We start from the raw sequence: 16,992 nt of genomic DNA on the forward strand, positions 1-16,992 counted from the left end.
AACCTCAAGTACAAATATGGTAATCGACACTTTTGGTGCCGAGGATATTCTGTAGACACAGTCGGAAAAGAGTAAAGAACACATAAGAGAGTATATTCGGCACCAATTACAGGAAGATATTGAAATGGATACGCTGGATTTTAAGGAATACATAGACCCGTTTACGGGTGGCAAGAAAAAGTAGGCAAAACAAGGGCCCCCGAGTAGGGGGCTGCCAGTAATAGCAATGTGATTGCCAGACTTTATTCAGTGCACTCTTTAGAGTGCAACCACAAGAGATAGGCCCTTATAGGGCCTGAGCAAACCACCAGTTAAACTGGTGGTTTGCTCAGGCCGGCCCAGCGACAGCGGAGGGGCATTCCTTTTAGAGTTTTTGAAATAGCGTCGTCGTTTCCTGGAAATAGGTGACGTATTTTTGAAATGTCGTGAGTACGGGAATGTGATTGGAAAGGGGCTCCTTATGGGTGATTTGATAAATGGTCCTATCCGGCGGCGGTGAGGTCAGTGGATAGACAGCCAAATCCATTTCTTTCAGAAGTAAACGGGCCATGGAGATCGGGAATATAGACCAGTAGTTATTTTTTAGAAAATAGTGGCTCAATGACGGATTATTGAACTTGATGCGCGGACTGGTGACGGTATTGAACCAGAAATCATGCCAGGCTCGAAATTCAGGACTCCAGTCGATGAAGATTTCTTTTTTTACGTCTAAATCCTGGGGATGAATCGAAGCAGAAGGAAACGGCATGTCTTTTTGGCACAATAAGACCATCGGTTCGGTGAATAAGATTCGGGTCACGACATTTTTGTAAGCGAAGGAGGTAATGACGAAGCCCGTGTCAATTTCGTGATTTAAGAGGAGATTGTAGATCTCCTGTGAATGCTGGGTTCGGATGTCTAAGTCAAGGGTCTCTTCATGGGAGAGGAGATTTTGGTACAGCTCCGGAAAGACGTAGGTATTGAGACTGTCTGTACAGCCCAGGGATAAGGTGCTGTGCGGCCGCATGTCTTGAAGCGCCTGTGTATCCTTAAATAAGGAGAGCCAACGCTCTGCCAGGGGAAGAAAATTTTCGCCTTTGGGAGTCAGGTGGATCGTCCGTTGCCCCTGATGGCGGATAATGAGCTGACTGTTCAGTTCGGCTTCCATGGTTTTTAAATGATGACTGACCGTCGACTGTGATAAGTATAGGTTTTCCGCTGCTTTCGAAAGACTGTGGGTCTTGACGATTTCCAAGAAGACGCGGATGGCAGTGATGTTCATAATGATCCCTTCTTACGGCGGATATATATCATAAAATATCTAAGTTATCTATATTATAATGCTAAATCATTCATTATTCAAATGAATGACTAGCGTATATAATGAGATTAACCAATAGGAATAGTTGAAAGGAGTTGATTGAATGTATCCGGGAATGAACATGATCCGCTGTAGTATTATGCGCGGCGGCACGAGTAAAGGAATTTTTCTTATGGCTCACGATTTGCCGTCGGATCGGGATCAGCAGGATAAGGTCATCTTACAGATTTTCGGGACACCGGATATCCGTCAGATAGACGGGCTGGGAGGGGGTGACCTACTGACCAGCAAATGTGCCATAATCGGTCCGCCGTCACGGCCTGATGCGGATGTAGATTATACTTTTGCTCAGGTGGCACTCGACGAAGCCAGTGTCAACCGCAAGGGGAACTGTGGCAATATTGCAGCTGCTGTCGGCCCGTTTGCTATCCATCACGGATTGGTTCCGGTAACGGAACCGGTGACAACCGTTCGGATCCACTTGACGAATTCTAACAATATCGTCACCGCGGAAATACCCGTTTCTGAAGGCGAAGCCGTCGTCGACGGAGAGCTTCATATTGACGGCGTGCCGGGGTCCGGGGCCCGCATCACCTTAGACTGGAAAGACGGGCAGGGAGCCTTTACGGGAAAGATGCTGCCTACCGGAAATTTATCCGATGTCATTGAAGCCCGCGGTCGGAATTATCGCGTTTCCATCTTTGATGTCGGCAATCCCTTGGTCTTTATCCAAGCTGCTGAACTCAATCTGACCGGTCTGGAAACGCCTAAAATGCTCGAAGCCGATAAGGAAGTCATGGACCTGTTGGAAGAAATTCGAGGCAAAGCAGCTGAAAAAATCGGAATGGTGAAGCATTGGCAGTCTTCCGTACAAGAATCGGGATATGTTCCCTTCATTGCTTTGGTAAGTCCGCCGGCATCGTATCAGACCTTTGACGGCAAGGATGTGGCGGCAGAGGATGTTGATATTGTCAGTCGATTGCTATTTATGCAGCAGGTCCATAAGAGTTACCCCGTGACATCGACGGTTACCTTGGCTATAGCTGCTAAGATCCCCGGGACGGTTGTCAGTCAGGTGGTTCGTCCGGAGTCAAAACAACAACAAGATATTCGCATCGGCCATCCGGCCGGTGTCATTCCGGCAGAATCAGTTGTCGATATTGAAAACGATACTATTGTTGTACGCAAGGCGGCGATGTACCGGACTGCCCGGCTCATCATGGATGGATACGTGTATGTTCGCCAGTCTCAGCTCGGTCAAACATAAGAGGGGGGTTACTACTATGGCTGAAAAAACGAAAGAAGGTTTGCAGCGTGGTTTGAAAGAACGGCATATACAACTGATGTCCATTGGCACGGCTATTGGCGTCGGCCTTTTTCTGGGGTCTTCACCGGCGATTCAGTTGACGGGTCCGTCGATTATCCTTGAATATATCGTCTGCGGGATCATCGTCTTTATCGTCATGAGAGCTTTGGGGGAATTGTCCGTACACAATCCTGTTTCCGGATCGTTTGCCCGTCATGCCAGGGACTATATCAGTCCTTGGGCCGGCTTCATGGCTTCATGGAATTACTTGTACATGATTTGGGCGGTCTGCACGGCGGAAATTATTGCGGCTCCCATTTTTATGCAATTTTGGCTGCCCGATACGCCGCGATTGTTATGGTCTGTTTTAGCTTTTCTCCTCATCGTCGGTCTGAATTTTATGGCAGTCCATAACTTCGGAGAATTTGAATTTTGGTTTGCCATGATTAAGATCGTTGCCATTATGGGCATGATTTTCTTTGGCGGACTCATGATTTTTGTGGGAATCGGTCAATTCTCAGAACCTGTCGGTTTCTCGAATTTATGGAATAACGGAGGTTTTTTCCCGAAAGGAGCCTTTGGGTTCTTGATGGCTCTGCCATTTTGTATCTATGCTTACGGCGGTTCAGAAATGATTGGCAATACGGCCGGTGAAGTACAGAATCCTGAAAAAACCTTGGCCAAGGCCATCAACAATATTTTCCTGCGAATTCTTATTTTCTATGTCGGCTCCTTATTCGTCGTCATGTGTATTTTCCCCTGGGAACAGGTCGGCGGGACTTTCGGCAGTCCTTTCGTGCAGGTTTTCCACTATGCAGGCATTCAAGAAGCGGCAGGAATCATGAACTTTGTCGTACTGACGTCGGCCTTGTCTTCTTTTAACAGTAATCTCTTTGCCGGAACGCGAATGGTTTTTAATTTAGCTGAACAACATCAGGCTCCGCAGTGGCTGCGGAAAACAAACGCCAATAGTATTCCCTATCGCTGTGTTCTCGCTATCGCGGCCTCCCTTTGTGTCGGCGTCATCTTAAGCCTCTTTGTGCCGCAGGATGTCTTTAGTGCTATGGTTGGCGCCGGTTCGACGTCGATTATGATAACGTATATTATCATCCTGGTGTCACATCATCGTTATCGCCGTCTGTTGGCAGCCGGCCAAGTAACCAGAAGCAGTTTTCGGTTGCCTTTTTACCCGCTTACGACGTGGATCGCAGGAGCTTTCATCGGCGTTTCCCTCGTCGTCATCGCCTATGGTGAGACGACTCGTATCGGCTTTTGCGTAGCCCTTGTGTTATATGGTGTTCTTACCGCTATTTATTTTTTATCAGGCATGAATAAACATAGTGTTATTCTTGAACCACAGAAAGGATGCAGTCAAAATGAACTATAACGAATTGGATGCAGCAATGTTAGCAACTTTTAAAGAATTGGATACGTCTTCTCTGACCGATGCCTTGGATAAACAGGGAATCGCCAGCGGATTGTTAGGCATTAAAGCCGTGGTCCCGGGGACACGCCTTTGTGGTCAGGCTTTTACGGTACAATATATTCCCTGCGGCCAGACGAAGGGCAACGTCGGTGATTTTCTCGACGATGTCCCGAAAGGCCACGTCGTTGTCATTGATAATGGCGGCAGACAGTACTGCACGGTCTGGGGCGACATCATGTCTCAGGTTGCTGAGTGGAAAGGCGTTGCCGGTACGGTCATCGACGGTGTTTGCCGGGATGTTAAGACCATTCACGACTTAAAATATCCAATCTTTACAAAAGGAAACTATATGATGACTGGGAAGGACCGTGTAGAAGTCGCTTCGATTAATGAACCGGTGTCTATCTCGTCGGTAAAGGTCTGCCCCGGCGATTTGATCGTTGCCGATGAAAACGGAGCTGTCTGCATTCCGCTGCAGGTTGCCGAAACGACGCTGCGCATTGCCCAATCTATCGAGGAAACGGAACAGAAAATCGTAGCCTTGGTCAAGAGCGGAAAGACTTTGAAAGAGGCTCGGGCCCAGATGGGATACCATCATTTACAGACGCACGAAGAACAGTAAGAGAGGGGAATCGATATGGATATTGCCAGTGCTTTTAAGGGAATCCCTACGGGGAATATTTGTGATATGAATGGCCGGAACGGCAGCATGGATGCGGCTATTAAGCCGTTGGACTATCATTTTGAAATGACCGGTTATGCCATGACCGTGACCTGCGTGCCCGGAGACAACCTGACGATTCACCGGGCTATTGCCGAAGCCAAGCCGGGTGTCGTTTTGGTCATTCAGTGCGGGGGATATCTCCAGGCCGGTGTCTTTGGGGAACTCTTTGCGACATCCTGCCGGGCCAAGGGAATCGCCGGCGTCGTCATCGACGGGGCATGCCGGGATAAGCGGGATATCATCGATATGAACTATCCTGTTTTTGCCCGCGGCGTTTGCCCGAACGGGACGCTGAAAGAAACGTGCGGTGCTATCGATGACGTTATTGAATGCGGCGGACGTATCGTTCATCCCGGTGACATTATCGTCGGTGATGCCGACGGTGTCGTCGTCATTCCCAAGGAAAAAGCAGCAGAAGTTCTTGAAAAATCACAAGCCAAGAAGGCCAAAGAAGACGAATTGAAAGTTCTGTTGCAGCAAGGCCAAACGACGGCCGATTTGATGGGCTTTGCCAAGAAGTGGCAGTAATTGAAACAGGAGGGATCAGCCATGCGTGATTTTATCAGCCAACGGGTAAAGGATCTGCAGCCGTCTGCAACGGTGCGGCTCATGAGTTTGGCAAAACAGATGAAAGAAGAAGGCCAGGATATCATTAACCTGGCTGGTGGTGAACCGGATTTTAAGACGCCGTCACCGATTATCGAACGGGCCTATACGGATATGAAGGCCGGATTCACCTCTTATATCCAGAGTCAGGGCCTGCCGGAACTGCGCCGGAAACTGGCACAGAAACTGCAGACCGAAAATCACATCGATGCCGTTCCGGAAGGGATTTTAGTGACGGCCAGTACGAAATTAGCGCTTTTCATCGGCCTTTTTACCTGCCTCCAGGCAGGTGACGAAGCCCTGTATTTTGAGCCGGCCTATGTATCCTATAAGCCCATTATTGAATTGACGGGGGCCAAAGCTATCGGCATCCCTTTGTCTTATGAGGATAACTATCAGATTCGCAAGAGTGAGATTGAGCGATTTATTACGCCGCAGACGAAGGCCATTATTTTATGCTCGCCCAATAATCCGACGGGCCGCGTCTGCCAGGATGATGAACTGAAGGCCATTGCCGAAGTGGCTTGTGAGCGGGATCTGCTAATCTTTTCCGACGAAATCTATGAACGAATCATTTTTTCCGGGTTCAAGCATATCAGTCCGGCCAGCCTGCCCGAATTGAAAGGCCGGGTCATTACGCTCAACGGTTTTTCAAAAGCCTATGCCATGGCCGGCTGGCGTCTGGGCTACGTCGCTGCCGATCCGGACCTGCTTCGGCAAATGGCGAAAGTCCAGCAGCATATCCTCAACTGTGCGACATCCTTCGTGCAGAGTGCAGCTCTTACGGCCCTCGATTGTGAAGCCGACGTCAGCCGCATGTGCCGGGAATATGATGAACGGTGTCGATATTTTGTACAGGCCCTGAATGAAATCCCCTGCGTCACCTGCCGGGCTCCTCAAGGTGCCTTCTATGTCTTACCGCGGATTGATTACCGCGGCATGGATTCCCTAGCCTTAAGTGAATACCTCCTTACCGAGGGCCATGTTGCTGCAGCGCCGGGGGATGCCTTTGGCCGAGGTGCTGAAAATTGTATCCGCATGCCTTTTGCGGCTTCTATGGAAGTCCTGCAGGAAACAGTTCGCCGCCTGCAGCGTATCTTGCAATAAAGAAGGAGAGGAAGGTAACTCATGGTACGCATTGCTTGTGCCCAGCTCCGGTTGGGAAAAAATTTAGAAGAAAATTATCAGAAGGCCCTGACCTATCTTCATAAGGCGAAAGAATCCGGCGCACAGCTGGTCTGCTTTCCGGAAGGGCAGCTGATGGAATATATACCGCAGTATGCCGGTCTTTCTAAGGACAATATCGCCCTTCCGTTGGATGATCCGCATATCGAAGGACTGTGCCGGGCCTGCCGGGAAGAAGGCATCATCGGCGTCTTTTCACTGGTATTGACTTGGGACGGAAAGATTTATCCGACGATGATGGTCATCGATGAAAATGGGGAAATCAAAGCCATTGTCCGCAAGAACCATATTGTCCGGGCCCTCCATTTCTATGAGCAGGATTACTTCTCGCCCGGCGATGACGGTTTCGTCGTCGTGCCGACATCAGCCGGCAATATCGGCCTTATCGTCTGCTTTGACCGTCATTATCCGGAAAGCTTCCGGACGCTGGCGCTGAAAGGGGCGGATCTGGTCATTACGGCTGTGGCCAATGAAACGACAGAACCGCTGGATGTATTCCAATGGGAAATTCGGATCCCTGCTTTCCAGAACAGTTTCTATGCCGTCATGGTCAACCGTACCGGTCAAGAAGGCGTCATGGATTTCTGTGGTCAGACCATCGTTGCCGGACCGGACGGATCTGTCGCGGCCTTGGCAGGAGCCGGCGAAGAACTCCTGTTGGCTGATTTGGATTACGAAAAGGCCCGCCAACTGCGGGATGAAAAACAATACTTGCCCCTGCGCCGCAGAGACGTATTTGAATTATAAGAAACTGGAGCTGTGCCTGAGGAAACGATCCTCAAGGGGCAGCTCCTTCTTCTTTTGATGACGTCTCTTGACGGGTTGGAGGGCCTGGGGTATGATAAAACAAACCACGATAGATGGTATGATGCAGACGCCATGATTACGGCCGAGCTCAATTATGACGAGACTCGTCTGATTTGGCAGAGGCGTCAGCGACTTTCAGACAGAAACTGGGGTCTCAACGCTGACATGATCCGGCGCTGCGATTACATTATATGAAAAACAATCTTTCAAGAGAGGTGAAGACAGTGACTAACTTAACAGATTCGCTTACGTTCAAAAGGGGCCTTACGGTAAAGAACCGCTTGGCCATTCCGCCCATGACGACGCGCATGAGCTATTATGACGGCACGGTCACGGGTGACGAAATCGCCTATTACGGCATGCGCACCGGTGCTGTCGGCATGTTTGTTACGGGCGTAGCCTATATCCAGCCGAACGGCAAGGGGTGGACCGGGGAATTGAGCGTCGATGACGATGCCTTCATTCCCAATCTCAGCAAATTGGCTTCGACGATAAAACGGGACGGGACCCGGGCTATCCTTCAGATCTTCCATGCCGGCCGCATGACCGACAGCAAGACCATCGAAGGCGAACAGCCTGTAGCTCCCAGCGCTGTAGCTGCTGCCAAGAAAGGTGCCGAAACGCCGCGGGAACTGCGGGATGACGAAATCGAAGAAATTATCGAAAACTTTAAAAAGGCTGCCGTTCGAGCTGTCAAAGCCGGGTTTGACGGTGTAGAAATCCACGGTGCCAATCACTACTTGCTGCACCAGTTCTTTTCACCCCATTCCAACCGCCGCACCGATAAATGGGGTGGGAGCCTCGAAAAGCGCTATACCTTCATTGAACGCGTCGTCGATGGCATCATTGAAACCATCGATGCCATGAACGTTCCCAACTTCATCATCGGCTACCGTTTTTCGCCGCGAGAAGAAACGGATCCGGGCTTCAATTTGAAGGAAACCTTGTGGCTCGTCGATAAACTGGCCGATAAGAAATTGGATTATCTCCATATTTCCCTGACCCGTTATGACCGCAAGACCAACCTTCCGGAATACCAGGAAAAATCGATGCTGGCCTATGTCCACGACGCCATTGGCGGCCGCTTGCCCCTCATTTCCGTCGGTGACGTCCGCACTCGGGCTGACGTAGAAGCAGCACTGGCCCATTCGGAAATTGTCGCTGCCGGCTGCTCGTCCCTCATCGATCCCAATTGGAGTGCCAAAATCTTGGCGAATCGGGATGCTGAAATCTGTCAGAAACTCAACGTACAGGATCGGGACTTGCTGATGATTGCCAATGGCACATACGGTTTCATGAAACTGAAAGTGCCTGACCGCTTAGTCGAATAAAAAATATCATAAGCGATAAAAAATGCCTTGCATCCTCGTAGATGCAAGGCATTTTCTTATCTGTAAATAGAACTTTCTTTTTGCGATACCTTGAGTTATCTCAATTAATGGCCGGCAGCTTCGGCAGTCGGTTTGAAAGCCTGTGCCGTTTGCGGATTTTCGTTCATGCTGTCGATGCGGGCCCGGTATTCCATATCTTTGGCATAGCGTTTGTTTTTATAGCGGCCGATGGTCAGGAAGGGGACGATGATGATGGCGATGGCAGCATAGCCGCAGTAGCCGTAACCGTATTTGATGATGTTGGTCAGGCCGGCGATGGAAACGGTCATGGAAGCGATGATGATGAAGGCCGTGACCATGGCAGCGCGGATGACCGAGCGGGAGCTGATTTTTTTCAGGATATTGATTTCAGAAAAACGAGCGGTGAAGCCGAAAACCGTCGTGACGCCGGTGGAAATGAGGCACAGCATCAGGAAGGCGCTGTAGACGATGGTCAGCCACGGTAAGCCCATGGCCTGGCTGCTGGTCAGCGTCGGCAGCGTCGATTTACCGTAGAAGCCGGACCAGCCTAAGAGCATGACGACGGCTAAGGTCAGGGCAGCGGCATTCATGGCGAAGGAGAACCACATCGACGTGGCGCAGTTCTTACGGGTGACTAAGGGCGTGCCGACGACGATCATGGTCGGGATGACGACGCACTGGAAACCGGCATAGGTGAAGGCGTGGAGAATGGCTGTCGGGACGTTGCTGAAACCGTTAGCGGAAAAGTCCTGGGCCATGACGGCTGTAAAGGCCTGGGTTCCTTCAACGGAACCTGCCGTATAGATGCCGACCGAGAAAATGATGGCGACCATGGCCAGGATGGCCATGCCCATGTAGGTCGTTGCCCGGCGGACCAGGCCGGCACCAAAGATGGTCAGGAAGAAGATGATGATGCCGACGACGCCGATACCGGCGTAGTAGTTGAGGCCGGTTTGGGCGTTGATGGCCGAAGCGGCACCGGAAATAGTAGCCGATACGGCCATTAAGACCATGATATAGAAGAAGGCTTCAAAGAAGTATTCGATGCCCGTAAAGGGGCGGTATAAGTTCTGGAATAACTGGCGGTAACTGGTGAGGTGCCGCGAATTGTACATGTTCATGGCTTCTTTGATGGTCAGGGTAAAGAGCAGCATGGTGATGATCGCCGTAATGGGGCCGAGCCAGCCCAGGCTGACGAAGTAGACGTTTTCCTGATTACCTGTGGCAAAACCGCCGCCGGCGTGAGAACTGAACAGGACGGCGCCGACGGAAAAGCACATGCTCAGGGATGCCCTTTTAATCGATGAAATATTGGCCATAATAGTTTCCTCCTTTGATGGACAGGGAGAGAAACGAAAACGCCTTTCGTCTCTCTGCAAGGGTATTTGCTAAGAGACGAAAGGCGTTGTATCCTTCCGCGGTACCACTCTGTTTCATCCTCTCGGATGCACTCTCGGATACGGCCATCGGCGATATCCATGCTCTGTAACGGGAGTTCCCGTGTCGGCCTACTTTGTTCAGCGTCTCCGCTCGGCAATGAGTTCGGTTCGGCTCCTGTACTGCCTTGCACCGGCCGGCAGCTCTCTGAAAACGAGGGGTTCGAACGTACTATTTTGCGTCGTCGCGTTTATGGCGTTTTTTGTTGATGTGGCTATGATATCACCGAGAACTTAAAAAGTCAAGGAAAAAAATAATATTTTTTTGAAAATATATAGATAAACGTTTAAGTTTAAAGGAAAAGAAAAGACCGCCCATGACGGACGGTCTCAGTATTACTTATCACGCGACAGGTCAACCTCTTTCAGGGGAATGAGGTGTGTCTTGTGTTTAAATTTATGATAGAGGAAGACTGCCAGGAAGACAGGAATGCCGATGTAGGCGACGCTGGCGCCATACCAGTCGATTTCGGCGCCGGTAAAGGCCGAGTAGTTCTGGCCGGCCGTGACGATGATACACATGATCAATGCCAAGAGGGGGCCAAAGGGATACCAAGTTGCTTTATACGGCAGATCTTTCAAGTCTTTGCCCTGAGCGATGTAAGCTTTGCGGAAGCGGTAGTGGCAGATGGCGATACCAATCCAGGTGATGAAGCCGGCCATGCCGCTGATGTTTACCAGCCAGTCATAGGCCTTGCCTTCGCCGATGAGAGACGTGAGGAAGGCTGCCAGGCCGAAGACGACCGTTGCAAATAAGGCATGGGTCGGGACGCCGCGTTTATTCAGCTTGAGGAAGCATTTCGGAGCTTGACCTGTTTCAGCCATGGCATAGAGCATACGCGTCGAAACGTAGAGGCCCGAGTTGCCGGCCGAGAGAACGGCGGTCAGGATGACGGCGTTCATGATCGATGCGGCGGCGACTAAGCCGAAGCGTTCAAAGACCAGCGTAAAGGGGCTGATGGAGATGTTGACGATATCCGTATTGAGCAGGTTCGGGTCGGTATACGGAATGAGGAAGCCGATGACCGTAAAGGCGCCTAAGTAGAAAATGAGGATGCGCCAGAAAATCGAATGGACCGCACGGGGGACATTCTTTTCCGGATCTTCACTTTCCCCAGCGGCGATGCCGATCATTTCCGTCCCTTGGAAGGAGAAGCCGGCGACCATGAAGATACCCAACATAGCCGTGAAACCGCCGACGAAGGGAGCATCACCGGTCGTCCAGTTGACGAAGCCCGGCGACGGTTCAGAGCCGAGACCCAAAATCAAGAGGGTCCCCGTGAACAGGAAGACCAGGACCGTCAGGACCTTGATGCCGGCGAAGATGAATTCGCTTTCGCCGTAGGAACGAGTCGACAGGTAGTTGAGGACGAACAAGATGACTAGGAACAAGCCGCTCCAAAGGGCTGCCGGTACGTCGGGGAACCAGTACTTCATAATCAGGGCGCCGGCGACGAGTTCGGCCGCAACGGTGATGGCCCAGTTGAACCAGTAGTTCCAGCCCAGGGCAAAGCCCAGGGATTTGTCGACGTAGCGGTTAGCATACGTTTCAAAGGAGCCGCTGACCGGAAGGTATGAAGCCATTTCACCCAGTCCTGTCATAAGAAAATAGACCATGATGCCGATGAGGGCATAGGCGACGAGTGCCCCACCCGGTCCAGCAGTGCTGACTGTTTCACCGCCGGCGACGAACAAGCCGGTGCCGATTGCACCGCCGATGGCGATCATGTTCATGTGGCGGGCTTTCAGACTGCGGCGCAGCTTTTGCTGCTGCTGTTGAGTTTCTTCCATGCAAAATCACAACCTTTTGTATTAAATTGATAACTAAAATCTAAAAAAACTCATACGAATATATTATATAGGATGACAGCCATAATGACAAATAAATATTCTGCAATTATGCAAGAATTATATAGGGAAGCGAATCATTTGTAGCCTTTTAGCGGCTTTTCGGCTATAATGGTAGTGTTATCATGCGTAATGAGAAAGGATAGATTATGGAATTAGAAGAATGCCGCCGGGAGATTGACTTATTGGACTGGGACTTGGCCAAGATACTGGAACGGCGCATGCAGGTCGTGGCTGCTGTTGCCGCTTATAAAAAAGAGCATCACATGGAAGTCTATGATCCGCGAAGGGAGCGTCAAGTGCTGGATAAAATTTCTAATTTGACGGAGCAGAAAAATTTGGCCCCTTATTTGCGCCGCATCTACCAGTGCATCATGGATGAAAGCAAAAAATACGAACGGGAACACATGGGGATAGGATGATGGAAGAACTTATTGTACGAGGCATTGCTGAACGCATCTTATTTGAGGCCTCTGATTCGGATTACCGCGTCTTTCGCCTTCACGATGAAAGCGACGATTCGACGTATACTGTGACCGGCCACGGTACCAAGCCCCTCGTCGGCGATCGGCTGGAAGTAAAGGGCCATTGGGTACAGCATAAGCGCTATGGCCGCCAGTTTGCCGCCGACAGTTGGAGCCGCGTCATTCCCGAATCGGTCGACGGTATTGAACGCTTCCTCGGAAGCGGTGCCGTCAAAGGCATGGGACCGGCTTTGGCCCACCGCGTCGTCGCCCGTTTTGGCAAGGATACGATGGAAATCTTGGAAAAGGACGCTCAACGCTTACTTGAAATCGAAGGCATCGGGCCTAAAAAATTGGCCGTCATAACGGAATCTTTCTACGAAGAAAAACAGATCAACGACATCGCCTATGATTTGGAACAACACGGAGTCGCCGGACGCTATGCCGGTCGGCTCCTGCAAAAATACGGTGACGATGTGAAATACGTCCTGACCGAAGAACCGTATCGGATGATTCATGAAATCGACGGCTTCGGCTTTAAGACGGCCGACCAAATCGCCTTGGCGTACGGCATGGACCGCCAGTCGCCGCAGCGCCTTGGTGCCGGTCTGGCCTACGTTCTTCAGACCATGACCCAGAACGGGCACGTCTGCATTCCCGATGCTGAATTGGTGCGGCGGGCGGCTTTTCTTCTCCAGGCCGATGCTCTGGGACTCCACGATATCCTGCAGGACACCGTCGATATGGGACAATTACGGACAGCGGATTTTGAGGGGACGGTCTACGTCTATACGCCGGAAGCCTATGAAGAGGAAGAAGCCATTGCCGGCCGCATCCGCGAGATGGCTGCCATGAAGCCTCTTTCCATGAAAACGCACGTTCAGCTCTTTCTGGACCGATGGCAGGATTCCTGTCATTTTGAACTGGCAGACAAGCAGCGGGAAGCCGTCGAAAAGTCCCTCCAGTCGGGGATGACCGTCATAACCGGCGGTCCCGGGACGGGGAAGACGACCGTTGTTCAGACCATCATCCGCCTGGCCGAACAAGAAGGCCTGCGCATCCTGCTCTGTGCGCCGACGGGGCGAGCTGCTAAGCGTCTGGCTGAAACGACGCAGCGCAGGGCGAAGACCATCCATCGCCTCCTCATTCCCGACGGCCATGTCGGCCGAGTCCAGTCCTTTGAATACAATGAAACGAAGTTATTGCCGGCCGACTTAGTCATCGTCGACGAAGTGTCCATGCTCGACATGGAAATGATGTACCACTTACTGAATGCCTTGAAGCCCCAGTGCCGCTGCATCCTCGTCGGCGACGCCGACCAATTGCCGTCGGTCGGGGCCGGAGCCGTCCTCCACGATGTCATCGCCTCGGAAACGGTGCCTGTCGTCCGCTTGGATACGATTTTCCGCCAAAAAGAAGGGGGACGCATCGTTACCAACGCCCACCTCATCAACAACGGTCGCCTGCCGGTGGTCAACGAAGACTTGGAATTCCGCTTCGTCGAAATCGAAACCGAAGCCGACGGGGCGACGCAGATCAGCGCCTTGTACCGCAGTGAAGTTGGAGAAACGGGCGACGAATTTGCCGTCCAGGTCTTGTCGCCCATGTACAAGGATCCCTGCGGCGTCGACAACCTCAATCAGCTCATTCAGGAACGGCTCAATCCGCCCGTTCAAGGGAAGGGGGAATTGAAGGGCCGCCACATGATTTTCCGCGTCGGCGACAAAGTCATGCAGAAGCATAACGATTACGAAAAAGGCGTCTTCAACGGCGACATCGGTCAAATCTTTGCCGTCCAGCACGACATGGTCTACGTCCGCTACCCCGAGCAGGACGTCAAGTATGAAGGCGCGGAAATCGACGAAATTACCTTGGCCTATGCCATTACTGTCCATAAGAGCCAGGGGAGTGAATACCATACGGTCATCATGGCTCTGGTCAACAGCCATTCCATCATGCTCCAGCGAAACCTCTTCTATACGGCCGTCACCCGGGCCAAACGAAAAGTCATCTTAGTCGGTACTAAACGGGCCGTCCAAACGGCCGTCCAGAACCAGCGGACGAGCCGCCGCTTTACCTTGCTCATCCCACGGCTCCAAGGCGAGCTGCTTACGTAATATTTTGCGACAGGAGGCATTTTATGTCACTGCTCACCCTTATGACCAACCTCTTCTATCCGCCGACCTGCCCGGCCTGCGGCATCCTCATGAAGCGTGACGGCGATTGGTGCCCGTCGTGCCTGGCGTCGGTTTGGCATCCGCGGCGCATCAATCGCTCTCAAGCCTTGAAAGCCCTCGACGCCTGTTACTGTTTGGCCGACTACGACGGGGCCATGCGCCGTCTGATTCATGATATCAAGTATAAGGGCAGAGAGGGAAAATGCCGGGCCTGCCGCGTCTTACTAGAACGATTTCCCTGGCCGGAACGACTGCAAAACATCGATATGGTCGTTCCCGTGCCCTTAGCACCGGAGAAAATGAAAAGCCGCGGCTTCAACCAAGTCGAAAGCCTTTTCAAAACATGGGCTGACGATCATTATCGCTGGGCCGACATCCTCCAGCGTTTGCGTCCCACAGATGCTCAGTGGCATCTTCCCAGAAGCCAGCGCTCCGAAAACGTCCACCGCGCCTTCGGCCTTCGGGAAACAGCCGATGTTAAGAATAAGCATATCTTACTCGTAGAGCAAAGATGCTTGAGATTGATACAATATTGGGAACGGTGTGCATAGCGGAAACGTCCATATATAGCGAGGTCTTGGCAAACGTCGGCAGATGGCCGACATTTTTTATGCTTTGAAATGCGGGTAGAATCAGAAGGAATCGTATAAGTTCTTAACAACCCTATGAATATGCTATTAACGATAGCAATGGCATCGTTAATGACATAGAAAGATAATTACCGCGTTATCTGACTAGTTTTCTATTGTTTGGTAGTATTGCTATGGATAAGATAAAAAATGTAGTACAATATTATTATCAATGAAAAGTGCGTTATCGTCTGGACGAGGTGATAATTCATGCGGGTTTACAATTATTCATCTTTTGCTAAGGTGTTTTCGAAGGGTATTATCAAACCTAATATGACTAAAGTTGCCAAAATCTTATTTGAGCCAATCATTAGTCTTGGAAACTGTGTCAATAGACATGGGGAGCCATATAACATCGATAATAAGTCGGCAAGCCTTTGGTATAAACAAGAAGCAGACATTCCAGAAAATTTGAAAAAAGCAGCGGATGATAGTCGTGTATATAATGGACTAAAGAAATACTTTACTGATCAGGTTTTGGACAAAGTCCTTAGTGGAGTTAAGGCCGATGAAATGATATCTGAATTGCTAAATCACATCAATGAATCAGATTTATCTGAAATAGAAAAAGGTGATTTAAATAAACTGTACGAGGATGGCGATTTGGGAGGATTTTTAGGTAGAGCGCTCTTATATGCTATATTGCAAGACAATATGAAAAAGGATGCATCTTATGAAGACTATTCGAAAACGGCGCAGGAAACAGCCTCAGATATTAATCACGAAATAGAAGCTTTCAGGAAGTTTGTTGGGCAATTCAAAAAGCCTGTTCCACTGTCTCCACCTTCAACTATTGCAACAGAAGAAATGAAATATGTAACAGAGTTATTCCGTGTTTATCAGGAAAAAACAGGGGTGAAATGTGATTGTGTAAAGGATCTCGATTCATGTCCTAATATGAAAAAGAATTTTAATAGACAGAGAAAAGACTACTATTTAGCGGAAACTATCAGGAGGGGACTTCGAGATACTGTAGCGCCACAGGAGGAGAAAAATTTTGATGCGGTAAAGGAAGAAATGTATGAAGGTGTCGTAACGACGGAAGAAAAAGATTATGCTTGCGGCTATGACAGAATGAACGCTGTAATGGAGCATGCGACATTGGTGGAGCTTTCTTCTAATATACAAACGGTGACTCTGAATTGGATTGGACCAGGGGAAAAGAAAGGAATTTGTCATATGTTGGTCAATGATGAGAAACTCAGCTGGATAGAGGGGGATTAAGTTGCAAAAGGATATTTTCAATACATTTAGTACCCGTAACCAGGGTGAAACGGCAAGAAAAAATAAAGAAATATTCAATACGGTTTTCGAAATGGAATTAAGAATCATGCTACTGATGGGGTCCGTACCAGAACTGTTTTTTTCGAGTACTCGTATATTGGCATTTGACTTCATCAATTGTTATGCAAAGGTTTTTGGTATAGCTATTGAGAATCTGCATGGCAATAACGATTTTATGTATGCTGAAATGGCAGGAAGACGTTCGTTGATTACTGAAGCAATCAAGAAGTTAGTACGGCATGGAATATTGAAAGTCGAAAATAATCAGGGATATCAGTATAAAATCACAGAATATGGATTGGAGATATCAAATGGCTTTCATAGTACATATGCACAGGAATACCGCAGGATATCAAGACTTTCCGCAAAAAAATATAGTTGCAAAAGTGATGAGGAACTACTCCAGGAAATTCAGCATCGTCCTATTGCAAACTAAAGGGGTAAATGG

General features: G+C 49.9%; 15 protein-coding genes, 1 pseudogene and 1 other annotated feature. Of the genes and pseudogenes, 13 read left to right on the forward strand and 3 right to left on the reverse strand.

The features are described 5' to 3' along the window. A pseudogene (locus A0U42_RS11500) lies at window positions 1–184 on the forward strand (transposase); the annotation flags it as partial. A gap of 180 nt (window positions 185–364) precedes the next feature. Here the strand turns inward: A0U42_RS11500 and A0U42_RS08555 are convergent. Continuing rightward, entirely contained in the window at window positions 365–1,261 is an 897-nt protein-coding gene (locus A0U42_RS08555; RefSeq protein ID WP_044503577.1) for a LysR family transcriptional regulator, read from the reverse strand. A 160-nt stretch (window positions 1,262–1,421) separates the two neighbouring features. Here A0U42_RS08555 and A0U42_RS08560 point away from each other — a divergent pair, with 160 nt between their 5' ends. From A0U42_RS08560 to A0U42_RS08595, 7 genes are all read left to right on the forward strand, one after another. Then, window positions 1,422–2,567 carry a 2-methylaconitate cis-trans isomerase PrpF family protein gene (locus A0U42_RS08560; RefSeq protein WP_255304155.1) on the forward strand — a complete coding sequence of 382 codons (1,146 nt, stop codon included), beginning with the start codon at window positions 1,422–1,424 and terminating at the stop codon, window positions 2,565–2,567. Between the two features lie 16 nt (window positions 2,568–2,583). After that, the gene (locus tag A0U42_RS08565; RefSeq protein ID WP_065360611.1) at window positions 2,584–3,993 is read left to right on the forward strand and encodes an amino acid permease; all 1,410 of its coding nucleotides are present in this window, start codon (window positions 2,584–2,586) and stop codon (window positions 3,991–3,993) included. Beyond that, entirely contained in the window at window positions 3,983–4,654 is a 672-nt protein-coding gene (locus tag A0U42_RS08570) for an RraA family protein (RefSeq protein WP_065360612.1), read from the forward strand. The genes A0U42_RS08565 and A0U42_RS08570 overlap by 11 nt, the downstream gene beginning before the upstream one ends. Window positions 4,655–4,669: 15 nt before the next feature. Then, window positions 4,670–5,284: a 4-carboxy-4-hydroxy-2-oxoadipate aldolase/oxaloacetate decarboxylase gene (locus A0U42_RS08575; protein ID WP_065360613.1), complete on the forward strand. Its 615-nt coding sequence runs from the start codon at window positions 4,670–4,672 to the stop codon at window positions 5,282–5,284. A gap of 21 nt (window positions 5,285–5,305) precedes the next feature. Further along, complete coding sequence (locus tag A0U42_RS08580) at window positions 5,306–6,469, forward strand: pyridoxal phosphate-dependent aminotransferase (protein ID WP_065360614.1); 1,164 nt, start codon at window positions 5,306–5,308, stop codon at window positions 6,467–6,469. A gap of 21 nt (window positions 6,470–6,490) precedes the next feature. Then, window positions 6,491–7,294, forward strand: a complete 804-nt coding sequence (locus tag A0U42_RS08585) for a carbon-nitrogen hydrolase family protein (RefSeq protein ID WP_065360615.1) — start codon at window positions 6,491–6,493, stop codon at window positions 7,292–7,294. 284 nt (window positions 7,295–7,578) lie between these two features. Continuing rightward, complete coding sequence (locus tag A0U42_RS08595) at window positions 7,579–8,685, forward strand: NADH-dependent flavin oxidoreductase (RefSeq protein ID WP_065360617.1); 1,107 nt, start codon at window positions 7,579–7,581, stop codon at window positions 8,683–8,685. 104 nt (window positions 8,686–8,789) lie between these two features. Here A0U42_RS08595 and A0U42_RS08600 read toward each other — a convergent pair whose 3' ends face one another. After that, window positions 8,790–10,025, reverse strand: coding sequence for a hypothetical protein (locus A0U42_RS08600; RefSeq protein WP_065360618.1), 1,236 nt, complete (start codon window positions 10,023–10,025; stop codon window positions 8,790–8,792). A 69-nt stretch (window positions 10,026–10,094) separates the two neighbouring features. Further along, window positions 10,095–10,337 (reverse strand) — a binding site (T-box leader). A gap of 141 nt (window positions 10,338–10,478) precedes the next feature. After that, window positions 10,479–11,933 carry an amino acid permease gene (locus A0U42_RS08605; protein WP_065360619.1) on the reverse strand — a complete coding sequence of 485 codons (1,455 nt, stop codon included), beginning with the start codon at window positions 11,931–11,933 and terminating at the stop codon, window positions 10,479–10,481. A 206-nt stretch (window positions 11,934–12,139) separates the two neighbouring features. Here A0U42_RS08605 and A0U42_RS08610 point away from each other — a divergent pair, with 206 nt between their 5' ends. The 5 genes from A0U42_RS08610 (at window position 12,140) to A0U42_RS08630 (ending at window position 16,980) form a co-directional block, all read left to right on the forward strand. Further along, complete coding sequence (locus A0U42_RS08610; protein WP_065360620.1) at window positions 12,140–12,412, forward strand: chorismate mutase; 273 nt, start codon at window positions 12,140–12,142, stop codon at window positions 12,410–12,412. Further along, on the forward strand, window positions 12,412–14,571 hold the full coding sequence (locus A0U42_RS08615) for an ATP-dependent RecD-like DNA helicase (RefSeq protein ID WP_176698861.1): 2,160 nt from the start codon (window positions 12,412–12,414) through the stop codon (window positions 14,569–14,571). Before A0U42_RS08610 ends, A0U42_RS08615 begins: the two co-directional genes overlap by 1 nt. Before the next feature lie 23 nt (window positions 14,572–14,594). Continuing rightward, a complete protein-coding gene (locus A0U42_RS08620) occupies window positions 14,595–15,182 on the forward strand; it encodes a ComF family protein (protein WP_065360622.1) in 588 nt (195 codons plus the stop codon). Window positions 15,183–15,470: 288 nt separating this feature from the next. Beyond that, window positions 15,471–16,484, forward strand: a complete 1,014-nt coding sequence (locus A0U42_RS08625; RefSeq protein ID WP_065360623.1) for an ABC-three component system protein — start codon at window positions 15,471–15,473, stop codon at window positions 16,482–16,484. A gap of 1 nt (window position 16,485) precedes the next feature. Next, window positions 16,486–16,980, forward strand: a complete 495-nt coding sequence (locus tag A0U42_RS08630; protein ID WP_083122478.1) for an ABC-three component system middle component 2 — start codon at window positions 16,486–16,488, stop codon at window positions 16,978–16,980. Window positions 16,981–16,992 lie beyond the last annotated feature (12 nt).

The organism is Megasphaera sp. DISK 18 (assembly GCF_001682955.1).
Taxonomy (GTDB): Bacteria; Bacillota; Negativicutes; order Veillonellales; family Megasphaeraceae; genus Megasphaera; species Megasphaera massiliensis.

Excerpts from the sequence above, each read along its gene's own strand:
- A0U42_RS08555 (WP_044503577.1), bottom strand. The coding sequence starts at position 1,261 with ATGAACATCACTGCCATCCGCGTCTTCTTGGAAATCGTCAAGACCCAC.
- A0U42_RS08560 (WP_255304155.1), top strand. The coding sequence starts at position 1,422 with ATGATCCGCTGTAGTATTATGCGCGGCGGCACGAGTAAAGGAATTTTT.
- A0U42_RS08565 (WP_065360611.1), top strand. The coding sequence starts at position 2,584 with ATGGCTGAAAAAACGAAAGAAGGTTTGCAGCGTGGTTTGAAAGAACGG.
- A0U42_RS08570 (WP_065360612.1), top strand. The coding sequence starts at position 3,983 with ATGAACTATAACGAATTGGATGCAGCAATGTTAGCAACTTTTAAAGAA.
- A0U42_RS08575 (WP_065360613.1), top strand. The coding sequence starts at position 4,670 with ATGGATATTGCCAGTGCTTTTAAGGGAATCCCTACGGGGAATATTTGT.
- A0U42_RS08580 (WP_065360614.1), top strand. The coding sequence starts at position 5,306 with ATGCGTGATTTTATCAGCCAACGGGTAAAGGATCTGCAGCCGTCTGCA.
- A0U42_RS08585 (WP_065360615.1), top strand. The coding sequence starts at position 6,491 with ATGGTACGCATTGCTTGTGCCCAGCTCCGGTTGGGAAAAAATTTAGAA.
- A0U42_RS08600 (WP_065360618.1), bottom strand. The coding sequence starts at position 10,025 with ATGGCCAATATTTCATCGATTAAAAGGGCATCCCTGAGCATGTGCTTT.
- A0U42_RS08605 (WP_065360619.1), bottom strand. The coding sequence starts at position 11,933 with ATGGAAGAAACTCAACAGCAGCAGCAAAAGCTGCGCCGCAGTCTGAAA.
- A0U42_RS08610 (WP_065360620.1), top strand. The coding sequence starts at position 12,140 with ATGGAATTAGAAGAATGCCGCCGGGAGATTGACTTATTGGACTGGGAC.
- A0U42_RS08615 (WP_176698861.1), top strand. The coding sequence starts at position 12,412 with ATGGAAGAACTTATTGTACGAGGCATTGCTGAACGCATCTTATTTGAG.
- A0U42_RS08620 (WP_065360622.1), top strand. The coding sequence starts at position 14,595 with ATGTCACTGCTCACCCTTATGACCAACCTCTTCTATCCGCCGACCTGC.
- A0U42_RS08625 (WP_065360623.1), top strand. The coding sequence starts at position 15,471 with ATGCGGGTTTACAATTATTCATCTTTTGCTAAGGTGTTTTCGAAGGGT.